This is a genomic window from Deltaproteobacteria bacterium (assembly GCA_016874755.1).
Classification (GTDB): domain Bacteria; phylum Desulfobacterota; class Binatia; order UBA9968; family UBA9968; genus DP-20.
Genome location: VGTH01000001.1, coordinates 75,320 through 87,650 on the forward strand (window position 1 = coordinate 75,320; position 12,331 = coordinate 87,650).

At 58.7% G+C, this 12,331-nt stretch carries 10 protein-coding genes and 1 pseudogene; 8 read left to right on the top strand and 3 right to left on the bottom strand.

Features of this window, described 5'->3' with window-relative positions:
- Positions 1-97 precede the first annotated feature (97 nt).
- Positions 98-1,711, top strand: a complete 1,614-nt coding sequence (locus FJ145_00345) for a B12-binding domain-containing radical SAM protein (protein ID MBM4259872.1) — start codon at positions 98-100, stop codon at positions 1,709-1,711.
- Here the strand turns inward: FJ145_00345 and FJ145_00350 are convergent.
- The gene (locus FJ145_00350; GenBank protein ID MBM4259873.1) at positions 1,597-2,811 is read right to left on the bottom strand and encodes a hypothetical protein; all 1,215 of its coding nucleotides are present in this window, start codon (positions 2,809-2,811) and stop codon (positions 1,597-1,599) included. The two genes, FJ145_00345 and FJ145_00350, sit on opposite strands and share 115 nt — an antisense overlap.
- Positions 2,812-2,965: 154 nt before the next feature.
- Here FJ145_00350 and FJ145_00355 point away from each other — a divergent pair, with 154 nt between their 5' ends.
- The 5 genes and pseudogenes from FJ145_00355 (at position 2,966) to FJ145_00375 (ending at position 8,299) form a co-directional block, all read left to right on the top strand.
- Positions 2,966-4,165, top strand: a complete 1,200-nt coding sequence (locus FJ145_00355; protein ID MBM4259874.1) for a CoA transferase — start codon at positions 2,966-2,968, stop codon at positions 4,163-4,165.
- A pseudogene (locus FJ145_00360) lies at positions 4,162-5,042 on the top strand (citryl-CoA lyase). The gene FJ145_00355 and the pseudogene FJ145_00360 overlap by 4 nt, the downstream one beginning before the upstream one ends.
- 173 nt (positions 5,043-5,215) lie before the next feature.
- Entirely contained in the window at positions 5,216-6,172 is a 957-nt protein-coding gene (locus FJ145_00365) for a tripartite tricarboxylate transporter substrate binding protein (GenBank protein ID MBM4259875.1), read from the top strand.
- A gap of 135 nt (positions 6,173-6,307) precedes the next feature.
- Entirely contained in the window at positions 6,308-6,808 is a 501-nt protein-coding gene (locus tag FJ145_00370; protein MBM4259876.1) for a tripartite tricarboxylate transporter TctB family protein, read from the top strand.
- A 6-nt stretch (positions 6,809-6,814) separates the two neighbouring features.
- A complete protein-coding gene (locus FJ145_00375; GenBank protein ID MBM4259877.1) occupies positions 6,815-8,299 on the top strand; it encodes a tripartite tricarboxylate transporter permease in 1,485 nt (494 codons plus the stop codon).
- On the opposite strand, the gene FJ145_00380 is transcribed toward FJ145_00375, so the two are convergent.
- Positions 8,296-8,580, bottom strand: a complete 285-nt coding sequence (locus tag FJ145_00380) for an Lrp/AsnC family transcriptional regulator (GenBank protein MBM4259878.1) — start codon at positions 8,578-8,580, stop codon at positions 8,296-8,298. The two genes, FJ145_00375 and FJ145_00380, sit on opposite strands and share 4 nt — an antisense overlap.
- Before the next feature lie 109 nt (positions 8,581-8,689).
- Between FJ145_00380 and FJ145_00385 the strand changes: the two genes are divergently transcribed.
- Positions 8,690-9,679, top strand: a complete 990-nt coding sequence (locus FJ145_00385; GenBank protein MBM4259879.1) for an ABC transporter substrate-binding protein — start codon at positions 8,690-8,692, stop codon at positions 9,677-9,679.
- Between the two features lie 157 nt (positions 9,680-9,836).
- Here FJ145_00385 and FJ145_00390 read toward each other — a convergent pair whose 3' ends face one another.
- Positions 9,837-10,868 (bottom strand): ABC transporter substrate-binding protein, encoded by a 1,032-nt coding sequence (locus tag FJ145_00390; GenBank protein ID MBM4259880.1) that lies wholly within the window; start codon positions 10,866-10,868, stop codon positions 9,837-9,839.
- A 304-nt stretch (positions 10,869-11,172) separates the two neighbouring features.
- Between FJ145_00390 and FJ145_00395 the strand changes: the two genes are divergently transcribed.
- Complete coding sequence (locus FJ145_00395) at positions 11,173-12,330, top strand: aminopeptidase P family protein (protein ID MBM4259881.1); 1,158 nt, start codon at positions 11,173-11,175, stop codon at positions 12,328-12,330.
- Position 12,331: the final 1 nt, after the last annotated feature.

Sequence of the window (12,331 nt, forward strand, 5' to 3'; positions counted from 1 at the left end):
CGGTTCGTAAACTGACGAGGTCTTTAGGACTGTTTAATATCGCCGGCCGAACATTACAACCGTTTCCGCCCGGTGGTTAGGTTGCTATAAAAGAACCATGCGGGTTTTGCTGATCCAACCGCCGGTGCATGACTTCTATGACACCGACGTGCGGCTCCAGCCCATCGGGCTGGCTTATATCAAGGCCGCAGTGCGCGCGCATTCGCCGCAGGTCGAAGTCATCGTCAAAGATTTCCACGGCGGTCACGGCCGGCGCACAGTGGCCATCCCAAAAGAGCTGCGCTACCTGGCCGAATACTATCCCGTCGCCGACAAGTCGCCGTTCTCGACGTTCCATCAGTACTATCACTTTGGCAAATCCTTCGATGACATCGAAACCGAGATCACCGACCTGCAACCCGACGTGGTCGGCATCTCATCGCTGTTTACACCGTATTACCGCGAAGCGTTGGAAGTCGCCGCCCGCACCAAGAGAAGCACTGATGCCATCGTCGTCATGGGCGGATCGCACGCCTCCGCCGTTCCTGAGTCGCTGCTGCTCTCGCCGCATGTCGACTACGTGATTCGCGGCGAGGGCGAACGCCCGATGGTCGAACTGCTGCGCGCGCTCGAACGCGGCGAGGCCGTCGATCGAGTGCCCAATCTTGCCTACAAACGGGCCGGCGCGCTTGTCTACAATCCTATCGAAGACAACTTTCCCATCGATGCACTGCCGGCTCCCGACCTAAACGACTGCCGAGCAACATCGTACAACCTGGCCGGCAAACCGATGACGTTTATGATCACATCGCGGAGCTGCCCGCACAAATGCTCCTTTTGCTCGGTGCACACGACCTTCGGCACCGAATATCGGCGGCGTTCGTTGGACAGCGTGTTGGCGGAGATTGAGCTGCGTTACCACCAGGGCTTCCGTGTTATCGATTTCGAAGACGACAACCTGACTTATTACAAGCACACCTTCAAAGAACTCTGCGGCCACTTGATCGCGCGCTTTCCGCGGCGCGAAATGCAATTCGTCGCCATGAACGGCATCAGCTACCTGAGCCTCGACGACGAATTGCTGGAACTGATGCAGCGGGCCGGCTTTACGCACCTGAATCTTGCGCTGGTATCATCCGACAAAACCGTACGCGAGACCACCAAGCGGCCGCATACACTGGACGCCTATGTGAAAGTTGTCGACAAAGCGCACGCGCTCGGCTTTAAGATCGTTTCCTATCAAATCCTCGGCCTGCCGAATGAAAGCCTCGACAGCATGATTCAAACCTTGGCATTTAACGCGCGCCTGCCCGTGTTGCTCGGCGCCTCGCCGTTCTATCAGACGCCCAAGGCTCCCATTGCCCGTGGATTGGACTTGTGCGAAGCGGATTTCGTCAGGGCGAGACTGACCGCCCTGGGCATCGGAGCGCCTGGCTTTGACCGTGACGACGTTTACACGTTGTTTGTGACCACGAGGATTCTCAACTTTTTGAAAGGCATCGAGCTCGACAAGCCAGCGAGCCTGGAAGAACTAATGCGCTTCCGTTGGTCGGAGCAACGCACACAGATTGGCTTTGATCTGCTCGGGCGGTTGCTGGAAAACCGAGCTCTCTATTTTCACACGCAAGCGGGTTTGATCGAAAACCGGCGCTTCAAGAGTGAAATTTTCCAGCGAGTACTTCGAGAGGCAAAGAAACTATCTTGTCTAAACGGGCGGGCGATTGCTCTATAGCCCGGATTGTTCACATAGGGGAGAGCGATCCAGATGCCCGCTTCGACGGCGGCAAAGCGCAGACCGACTACGAGTCGCAAATAGCTGATCACGAGGGTCAGCGACACCACCGAGCAGATGACAAAGGCGAGATGGATGGCGATGTGATCGACGGTGTAGGCGAACAATAGATGAAACGCAAAGAACGCACAGGCCAGGAAAAAATAGTTCATCGGATGGAGCTCGATGCCGCGCCGCGTGGTGATGATCAACATTAAAAAGAAGAAGAACAGCAGCGACACCGGCGCGAAAAAACTGATCCGCCCGGCGAGTGGCCCCGGTTGCAGCTTCTCGGGCAGGATCATGCCGATTTGAAAGCCGGAGAGCAGGTTCTTCGATTCCCAGACGAGCTCCCAACCTTTTTGCGTTGGTTTTTTGTGGGCCGGCGCTAAAGTATTCTCAGGAAAATCGATGTCCTTGAAATTGGTTGTCATCCGCAGTTGAAAGTTGCGCACCTGGGTGACATCCTCGCCAAAGTGGTAGCGCCAGCTATCCAAGCCCTGGGAGCGATAGCTGACTTTGAGCACCGCGCTCTTGCCGCGCGCCAGCGTGATCGGCGCGAGTAGCGATGACCGTTCGTTGGTAAACGTCAATGGTTCGCCATCTAGGGTAAAGACGAGATCATCGTAAATCGCCTGGGCGGTGGGGAAGTGCAGCGTGAGCGTCACCTTCTCATCCTCGGTGGTGTTCTTAAAGGTGTATTCACCGGCGAAGGCGACTTTGTAGGTGCTGTACCACAGCAGACCCTTTTGCCGGTGCTCGAGGTCGAGATCGACGGCCACCTGACTCGCTTCCAGTGACAGCGGTGTGACAATATTTTCTTTCACGGTGCGGACGACGTTGACGCCGTTCTCCTGCGCTGCGACCTTCTGGAAGACTTCTTTGGAGATCGTCGCCGAGAGAGAGCGCTGGGTATGCGGCGCGCCCCAGATCGACGCGACCCTTTCCTTCAAACTGGAATCGTAAGAATAAGTCCTGGTAAAAATCGTCGTGCCTAGCACCGCCCAGGCGATGCTCGTGCAGATGAAGATAAAAATGAGCGCCTTGATTTGCTGGTACATAGACATAGTTTCCTCCTCAATTGTGATGGGAGCGATTCTAAGCAGCGCCTGTGCAGCGCCGATGAGCCGGATGCGGCTTTGTTGCGGCGATTTGGTGCAGATTTGGTGCAGCGACGGGGTTTTGCTCAGGCGCCCGTTGCGGTAGAAGAATTTCATGGCACTTTTGGAAGGCGTGCGGGTGCTCGACCTGACCAATGTTCTTGCTGGGCCATTTTGCTGTTATCAGCTAGCCCAGTTGGGCGCGGAGGTGCTCAAGGTTGAGGTGCCCGGTAGCGGCGATCTCGCGCGGCAGCTGGGCGCCGATCCCGAGTTAAATAGCAAATTGATGGGGGCGTCGTTCTTGGCCCAGAACGCCGGCAAGCGCTCGATCACCGTCAATTTGAAACATGCCGATGGCAAAGCGATTTTTCGCAAGCTGGTGACAACCGCCGACGTCGTCGTCGAGAATTTTCGCCCGCGTGTGATGGAACGTTTGGGCCTGGGATACAAAGAACTTCAGACGAGTAAAGGCGATCTGATCTACTGTGCCATCTCCGGCTTCGGTCAGGATGGACCTCTCAAAGACAACCCCGCCTACGATCAAATCGTCCAGGGCTTGTCCGGCGTCATGAGCATAACCGGCGACCGGCATTCGGCGCCGCTTCGGGTGGGTTATCCGATTGCTGACACCATCGGCGGCGTTACCGCCGCCTTCGCCATCGCTGCGGCTCTGTTTCGCCGCGCGCGCAGCGGTGCGGGTGAGTTTATCGATGTGTCGATGCTCGAAGCGACGATCGCTAGCATGGGTTGGGCCGTGTCGAATTGGTTGATAGCCGGCATGGCGCCGCAGCCGATGGGTAACGAAAACATGACTGCCAGCCCGTCTGGAACGTTCTCGACGAGAGACGGCTTGCTCAATATCGCCGCCAACGAGCAAAACCAGTTCGTTACGCTCTGCGGGTTGACTGGGCGGCAGGACTTGATCGCCGACCCGCGCTTTGCCCAGCGCGAGGAGCGCAAACATTACCGTCAAGAGCTGAAGAGGGAAATCGAAAAGGCCCTGGCGGCAAAATCGGCGCGCGAGTGGTCGGACATCTTCAATCGAAACGGCGTCCCAGCCGGCGAAGTGCTATCGATTCCCGAAGTTCTGAAACACCGCCAAGTCGTCGAACGCGGCTTGGTTAAGCGCTTCCCTGCAGCCACCGGCGCCGACCGGGAGCTTGCGATGGTGCGCTCAGGGTTTCGACTCGCGAGCGGCGATCCCGCGCCGGCCGCGCCGCCGCCTACCCTGGGTGCCGACACGGAAGCCATTTTGCTCGAGCTAGGCTATGACAGGGAAAGCATCGCGCAGCTGAGAAGTTCACAGGTGATATGAAACGACCCAGACCAGCAAAGACCGCAGCCCTTCGTCCAGAACAGTCTGTCGAAGACTGGTGGCCGACCTCGATCATCGAGATGCACCCGGGCGAGATCCGCTACCGCGGCTATGCTATCGAAGATTTGATTGGTCGCGTCGGCTTCGCCGAAATGATTTGGCTCTTGACGCGCGGCGATCTGCCGAACCGGTGGCAGGCCGGACTGCTCGAAGCTGCGCTGGTTGCGGCTGTCGATCATGGCCCACAGGCGCCCTCCATTGCCATCGCGCGCATGGCGATCACCTGCGGTGTCGGCATCAACAACGCCATGGCCTCGGCGATCAACGCGCTCGGCGATGTCCACGGCGGCGCCGGTGAACAGTGCGTTGAGCTTTACCAGGCCATTGCCAGGCGGCTCGATGGCCGGAAACCTCTCAGCCGTAGCGCTATTCAAGCCGCCGTCAGCGAAGAGATCCGCTCCTCCGCGACAGAGGCATAGCGCTGCTGCCCGGTTTCGGTCACCGCTTCCACCCTGTCGATCCGCGCGCACCTAGATTATTGCGCCTGATCGACACTGCCGCCCGCGCCGGCCAAGTGACGGGACGCTTCGCGATCATTGGCCGCGCTGTCGAATCGGTCCTTGCGAAGCAAAAAGGCCGCAAGATTCCGATGAACATCGACGGCGCCACAGCGGTGGTTTTCGCCGAGCTGGGCTTCGCGCCGCCGCTCTGCCGCGGCTTGTTCGTGATCTCGCGGTCCGTCGGCGCGTTGGCCCATGCTTGGGAGGAAAGCCAATCCGGCCAACGCAACAAAGGGCCGCTGCCGCGCCACTTACTTTGGCGCTACACTGGGAGCGAGCCACGGGTGCTCCGCAAGAAGCCGCTGAAAGGGCGTTAGAGAGCCCACGATCGGTCTCCCGTGAATAGCCCGAACAAAGGGCGCAAAGTCGTGCCTCGCGAGGCGGATTTGGTGCAGCGACTTGAAGCTTGTCAATTCTCGCGTCGTCTACTATACATCCTACATCCTACATCCGTAGCCCGGAGTGGGACTCAAAATACCAAGGAGGCACTATGCGCAAGTGGTTTTCTCGCCTGTGGGTCGTTTTAGCGATCACCGGCATGGCGGCTTTGGCTCAGGCCCAGCCCAGTTTTAAGATGATGATTCCGGCGAACCCGGGCGGCGGCTGGGATCAGACGGGACGCAACCTCGCCCAAGCCTTGATTAGCTCGAAGCAAGCTGTCGCCGTGCAATTTGAAAATCGTGGCGGCGCCGGCGGCACCATCGGCTTGGCGCAGTTCGTCAACGCCTCCAAAGGCGACCCCGCGGCGCTCCTAATCGGCGGCATGGTCATGGTCGGCGCGATTCATCTCGAAGGTTCGCCGGTTAATCTGAATATGGTGACGCCGCTGGCGCGCTTGACCGGCGAATACGAAATCATCGTCGTGCCGGCAAACTCTCCACATAAGACCATGGCCGATCTGATCAAAGCCTTTAAGGCCAACCCCGGTAGTGTATCGTGGGGCGGCGGCTCGGCCGGCGGCACTGACCACATTCTCGCCGGCTTGATCGCCAAGGCCAACGGCGTCGACGCGGCGAAAGTCAATTATGTCCCGTACAAGGGCGGCGGCGAAGCGATCGCGGCGATCGTCGGCGGCCATGTCACCGTCGGCATTTCCGGCGTCGGCGAGTTTGCCGAACAGATCAAAGGCGGCCGCATGCGCGCCCTGGCGGTGTCGAGCCCGAAACGCATCGACAACTACCCGACGCTGAAAGAGCAAGGCAACGATATCGAACTTGCCAACTGGCGCGGCGTCTTCGGGGCGCCGGGCATCACCACGGCGCAGCGCGACGGCTTGATCAAAAGCCTGGTTGCCGCGACAACGTCGAAGCCGTGGAAAGACACTTTGGAGAAGCTCGGCTGGTCGCCGATCTTCTTGAGCGGCGATGCCTATAAGAAATTCATCGACGAAGATACCAAGAGAATCGCCGGCATCATCGACTCGCTCGGCATCAAGCCGAACAAGTAAGTCGGCAAACAACTGTTCACCACAAAGGCACGAGGAGCACGAAGACTTTTTTCCGAGCTTCGCGTCCTTCGTGCCTTCGCGGTGAAGAATCCCAGCCGGCAAGCTCAATCGTCGAAACCAACCGTCGCATCGCCTATGAAAGCCAAGCCAGCGGAGGTGATTCTGTCCATCGCCACTCTCGGCCTGGGTATCGCCACCGCGATCGGCACGGCGCAGCTCCCCAGCGCCGGCGGCTACGCGAAAATCGGCCCCAACGTCGCGCCGGCAGTCATCGCCGGCGGACTTATCCTGCTCGGTTGCTGGTTATTGTACGAGGCTCTCTACGGCGGCTGGCGCAACGCCGTCGCCGACGATCCGGCAGTGCGCGGCGAGCACGCTTTTCAAGCCAGCGCCTTTCTTTGGGTAACCGCCGGCATCGTCTTGCAGATCGTTTTGATCCACAGCGCGGGATTCTTGCTCGCTCAAGCCGCGCTCTTCGCCTGTGTTGCCCGTGGTTTTGGCAGCAAGAAGCTACCGCGCGATTTTGCCATCGGCCTGGTTTTGGGTTTGGCGGTATTCTTGTTCTTCGTAAAATTCTTGAACGTCAACTTGCCGGCTGGCTGGCTTAAACCCATCCTCGGTGGCGCGGGGATTTAGGTTCCGATGACGGAGACCTTTGGTTTGCTCATGCACGGCTTCAGCATCGCGCTGACGCCGATCAATTTGCTCTGGGGGTTCTTGGGGACCATTCTCGGCACTTTCATTGGTGTTCTACCTGGTGTCGGCCCGGCGCTCACGGTTGCCATGCTGATGCCGCTGACGGTCAAGCTCGATCCCACCGGCGCGCTCATTATGTTCGCGGGTATCTACTACGGCGCCATGTACGGCGGCTCGACGACGACGATCTTGCTCAACACGCCGGGTGAATCGGCTTCCATCGCCACCGCCCTCGAAGGCAACATGATGGCAAAGAACGGCCGGGCCGGACCGGCGCTGGCCACTTGCGCCATCGGCTCGTTTGTCGCCGGCACGATTGCGACGGTTCTCGTTACCTTGCTTGCGCCGTTGGTCGTTGAAGTGGCGCTTAAATTTGGCCCAGCAGAATACTTCGCCTTGATGGTTTTCGCTTTTACGACAGTGTCGGCCGTGATTGGCAGCTCCACTGTGCGCGGTTTGACCAGTTTGTTTCTCGGCTTGCTCTTGGGCGTAGTTGGCATCGACAGTCAGACTGGGAAATCGCGCTTTGCCTTCGGCGTGCCAGAGTTGCTAGACGGCATCGACGTGGTTGTCCTTGCCGTCGGCTTGTTCGCCGTGGGTGAGGCTCTTTATGTTGGCGCCTATGCGAGCCGTCTCGATGAAAAAATCGAACAGCTCAAGGGCTCGCTCTGGATGTCGAAACAAGATTGGCAGCGCTCCTGGCCTGCCTGGCTGCGCGCCACGGCCATCGGTTTTCCGTTCGGCTCGATTCCCGCCGGCGGCGCCGAGATTCCAACGTTTCTGGCCTACGCCACCGAGAAAAAGTTGACGAAGCATCCCGAAGAGTTTGGCAAGGGCGCCATCGAAGGCGTCGCCGGGCCGGAAGCCGCGAATAACGCGTCGGTCACCGGCGCGCTGGTGCCGCTGTTAACCCTCGGCATCCCCACCTCTGCGACAGCCGCGGTGCTCCTGAGCGCTTTTCAGAATTATGGCATTTCGCCCGGGCCGCTGTTGTTTCAGATGCAAGCGGACTTGGTCTGGGGTTTATTGGCGAGCTTGTATGTCGGTAATGTCTTGCTGCTGATTTTGAACCTGCCCCTGGTGGGCATATGGGTCAAAGTGCTGACGATTCCGCAGCCGCTGCTCTACGCCGGCATCTTGGTGTTCGCGACCCTGGGCGCGTACAGCCTGCACCAATCGGTGGTCGATCTGATCATGCTCTATATTTTCGGCTTGTTGGGATTTGTCATGCGCCGCTGGGATATTCCGGTAGCACCCGCTGTGATCGGCCTGATCTTGGGACCGCTCGCCGAAACCCAAGCGCGTCGCGCCCTGGCCATCAGCCAGGGTGATCCGTCGGTGTTCATTACTCATCCAATCTCCGCGAGCATCTTGGCCTTGTCGGCGGTTCTACTGTGCTTGCCGCTGATCATCAAGTTAATGCGCCGCTAAGGATGCTCCATTCCAATAGAAAACATCCGCTCCAGATCGTGGCGCGAATAGACGCGAAAGGCGATCAGTGTCTCCGAAGCGGTAATCCCCGGCACGCCGCGAATCTTTTCGGTCACGACTCGGGCCAGTTGATCGTTGTCGCTGGCGCGCACAATGGCGGCCAAATCGTAGCGCCCGGCAACCGAATAGACCTCAGTAACGCCGTCCAAATCGGCGAGCATCTCGGCAACTTTGTTGGTTTTGTCCCGCTCGGTCGTCAAAAGCACAATGGCAGAAAGCATAGAAAAATTTCTCCTGACTTTGAGAGTAACCGACCGAGCGCACTAAAATCAACGCTATCTTGACCGTGACAACCCGCTTCAATACTATGCGACGCGAAACGGAGGACCGATGACGAAGGCATATTCGTTTTTGCTTTTTGCGGCTTTGGCGTTTTTTGCGGCCATTGCGAGTCTTTCTGCCCAGGAAAAACTCACGGTCTCTTACAGCTCCGTCGACGCCCCGAGCGCCAACTGGTACATCGCCCAGGACAAGGGCCTGTACAAAAAATACGGCCTCGACGTTGAATCGATCTTCATCCCAGCGTCATCGACCAATGTCGCCGTGCTGGTCGCCGGCCAGCTAAAATTCGGCAACGGCACCGGCGGCACCATCGCCAGCGCCGCCGTCGGCGGTGCCAGCCTGGTGGCGGTGGCCTGCTTCATGAACACGCTGCCCTACGAGCTGGTTGTGCAGGAGTCGATCAAGACCAAAGAACAGTTGAAGGGCAAGAGCCTCGGCATCAGCCGCATCGGCAGCTCGTCGGACGTCGTCGCGCGGGTGTTCCTGCGCAACTTGGGATTGGAGCCCGACAAGGACGTCGCGATCATTCAGGTCGGCGGCGCCGGTGAGCGCGCCGCAGCCTTTCGCACCGGCCGGATCGCCGCCTTTCCCGCGCCTCCCGGCGTGCTCCATCTGACCAAAGGCATGGCGCAGCGCGTGCTGATCAGCACGGCCGATTTTCAAAAGCCGTATTTGTTCCCTTATATTTGCGGCACGACGACCAAAGCGTATTTGGCCAACAATCGCCCCACGGTGAAACGCTTGGTGATGGCGCTGAGCGAAGGTTCGCAATTTTTCAAAACGCGCAAGGAAGAGAGCAAACAGATTCTCGCCAAGTATTCACGCCAGAGCGACGCTGCTTATTTGGAAGCCGCCTGGGCGGTCAACGCCAAACTATTCGAGCGCGTGCCCTACGTCACCCGCGAAGGCATGGACATCCAGCTAAAAGATGCCCTGTCCAAAAAGCCAGGGTCGACCGTGAAAGTCGAAGACATCGTCGACGACTCGATCGTCGCGGAATTGGAAAAGGAAGGGTTCTTCGAAAAATTTCACAAATGATGGCGCGTCCCTCGATACGCGCTACGTACTACTGCCCTCGATACATGACCTCAGAAGATCATTACTCGGGACTCACGGGGAACAGCCGACAATACATCGGTTTTCCCGAGTAGCGGCCAAGGGGCGCGTATCGAGGGATGAACCTTAAGCCGGTCGGTTAACGCCACAACTGCTCGAAAAACCCCGACCTTTTCACTTCATCGACGTAGCGATTGTCATAATAGGCGGTGACCGGCGTTGCGGCGGCGGCTTTGGCATCGATCAAATTGCTCTGCACCATCTGCTTGGTCATCGAGCGCAGCGCGCCTTCCGGCGTGAAGCCTTCTTTGGCGTAGTTTTCCGTGGCGAAGCGATAGAGATCTTCCAAGATGTCGGCGTCCTTCAGCGGCATCCATTTAGTAATGATCTTCCTAGTCCCCTCGCGATTGGTCTGAATGTACTTGATCGATTCCGCCGTCAGCTTGATCACCCGATGGACCATGTCGCGATCCTTTTCGGCCACCGAGCGGCGCGCCACGATGCCGTTGGTGATGAACTCGGTGAGCTTTGCCAAGTCGTTGGGCGAAAACAGCTCGTTGTAGCCTTGCTTCTTCAGTTGGAAATTGTACGGCGGCGAAAACACCGCGCCATCCACCGAACCACGGATCAAACCGGTCATCGCTTCCGGCTGCCCGCCCATTTGCAGGATCGTGACATTCTTCACGCCGTGGCCATCGATGGCGGTTTGCAGCGCGAAATGGGTCACGGTACCGAGGCGGCTGACACCGATCTTTCGACCAGCCATGTCCTCGGGCCGCTTGATCTCAGGCTTCACCATGATCGATTGGGTGAAGCGCGGCACCATCGAAGTGATGTGGATGATATCGCCGCCGCGCAGCACGTTGGAAATCACCGCCGGGCCACCGGAACCGGAGAAGTCGGCGGCGCCGGAGAGCATCGACTGAAACAGCGCCGAGGATGCGCCGATGAAGACCGGGTCGAAGTCGATGCCGTACTTCTCGGCGATCTTTGCCTCCTTGGCGACGAACCAAGGGAGGCAGTTGACGCCGATAGGCGAGAACGGAAACGGGACTTTCTTGAGGGCTTGGCCCCAGACCGACGTTGGGGCGATGATGAAAAACAAGACCGCGGACACTGCGGCGAACGTGCGGCGCTGTTTTGCAGACAGAAAACCGACCGAGGATCTCATAATCGAACCCCCTTTGCTTTTGTACAGTGCCGCTCTATTACAGTTGGGTGGCTAATGTCAATGCGATGGTCATTCTCACCAGGAAGGCGCGCAGGACTGTGGTCGCCCCTCCGGAGGGCAGACACTGGGGTCTGCCCCTACACCGGAACCGGATGGTGCCGCCAACCCACAGGCTGATTTCATGTTCCGTGGGCGAGCGTAAGATCATGAATCACTTCGTGGTGAGTGAACGCGCCTGTGAGTTTGACTCTTTCCACGATTGGCAGTAGGTCGGGAATGTACTCAGCGAAAATTCGGAGGCAGCATGTTCTATCCCGATCTGACCCGCTTCGGCGTCGACAACGAACGATTGAAACGCGAACGGCTGGCGCGCTTGCAAAAAGTCATGAAGCAGCACGAGCTCGGCGCGCTCTTGCTCACCGACTGGCTCAACATTCGCTACGCCACCAACACCGTCATGATGCTCGGCCTGCGCACCTATGCGATTCAGCGCTTTGCGTTGATTCCCGCAGAGGGCGAGCCGTTGATCTGCCAGCGCGAGCTGTCGCGCAAACCGCAGTACAAGAGCCTGCGCTTCGATGCTTTCATGTTCGGTATGCGGCCGGCAGTGGCGACGGAGGATTTTGTCAAGCAAGCGGTCGCAGGGCTAAAGGAGCTCGCAGTGAGTGGCGAGCGCGTCGGCGTCGATGCGTTGAATCTCGAAGCAGCCGATGCGCTGCGCGGCGCCGGCGTCAAGCTGGTCGACGGCAACCGGGCGATCAACCAGTCGCGCGCGGTGAAAACCACCGATGAAGTGCAGCTGATTCGCTGGACCAGCAAGGCCAAAGAACGGGGCTACGATCTGGTGCGCAAAGAATTGCGCGAACCGGATATTGCCGAAGAGCAGTTGAGCCGCATCATGCTCGACGTGCTGTTGGATCAAGGATTCGAGGCGGGCAGCGAGTTCATCTCAATTTACGATTCGTCGATGGCCGACAGCCGGCCGCACAATGAGCCGATGGGCAGCGACTTGGTGGTGGTCGAAGGGGATTTGGTGATTACCGATGCGACGGTGGCAGGGCCAGGCGGCTACTACAGCGACTTCTGCCGGACGTTTAGCCGCGGCAAGCCAACTCAGCAGAGCCGCGACCGCTACAAAGAAGCCTTCGAGAGCATGCAAAAAGCCCTGCCGCTGGTAAAACCGGGCCCGCTCACCGAAGCGCACCAACACTTCGGCAAAGGCGCGACCAAAAGACTGCCCGGTTTCGACGGTTTCCACGGCGTCGGCATGTGTATCTACGAAGCGCCCTGGCTGCGCGGCGGCGACCCGGCAGAATACATGGTCAGTCTCGAAGCGAACATGATCGTCGCGTTGGAGATCAACCACTATCCGGTGAAGCTGGAAAACTTACTCCGAGTAACGGCGAACGGCTACGAGATCTTGTCGGAATATCCGATGGATCCCGAGCTCGTGCCGGCGTAAT

Coding starts and splice junctions, on each gene's coding strand:
- FJ145_00345 (MBM4259872.1), top strand. CDS start 98: ATGCGGGTTTTGCTGATCCAACCGCCGGTGCATGACTTCTATGACACC.
- FJ145_00350 (MBM4259873.1), bottom strand. CDS start 2,811: ATGTACCAGCAAATCAAGGCGCTCATTTTTATCTTCATCTGCACGAGC.
- FJ145_00355 (MBM4259874.1), top strand. CDS start 2,966: ATGGCACTTTTGGAAGGCGTGCGGGTGCTCGACCTGACCAATGTTCTT.
- FJ145_00365 (MBM4259875.1), top strand. CDS start 5,216: ATGCGCAAGTGGTTTTCTCGCCTGTGGGTCGTTTTAGCGATCACCGGC.
- FJ145_00370 (MBM4259876.1), top strand. CDS start 6,308: ATGAAAGCCAAGCCAGCGGAGGTGATTCTGTCCATCGCCACTCTCGGC.
- FJ145_00375 (MBM4259877.1), top strand. CDS start 6,815: ATGACGGAGACCTTTGGTTTGCTCATGCACGGCTTCAGCATCGCGCTG.
- FJ145_00380 (MBM4259878.1), bottom strand. CDS start 8,580: ATGCTTTCTGCCATTGTGCTTTTGACGACCGAGCGGGACAAAACCAAC.
- FJ145_00385 (MBM4259879.1), top strand. CDS start 8,690: ATGACGAAGGCATATTCGTTTTTGCTTTTTGCGGCTTTGGCGTTTTTT.
- FJ145_00390 (MBM4259880.1), bottom strand. CDS start 10,868: ATGAGATCCTCGGTCGGTTTTCTGTCTGCAAAACAGCGCCGCACGTTC.
- FJ145_00395 (MBM4259881.1), top strand. CDS start 11,173: ATGTTCTATCCCGATCTGACCCGCTTCGGCGTCGACAACGAACGATTG.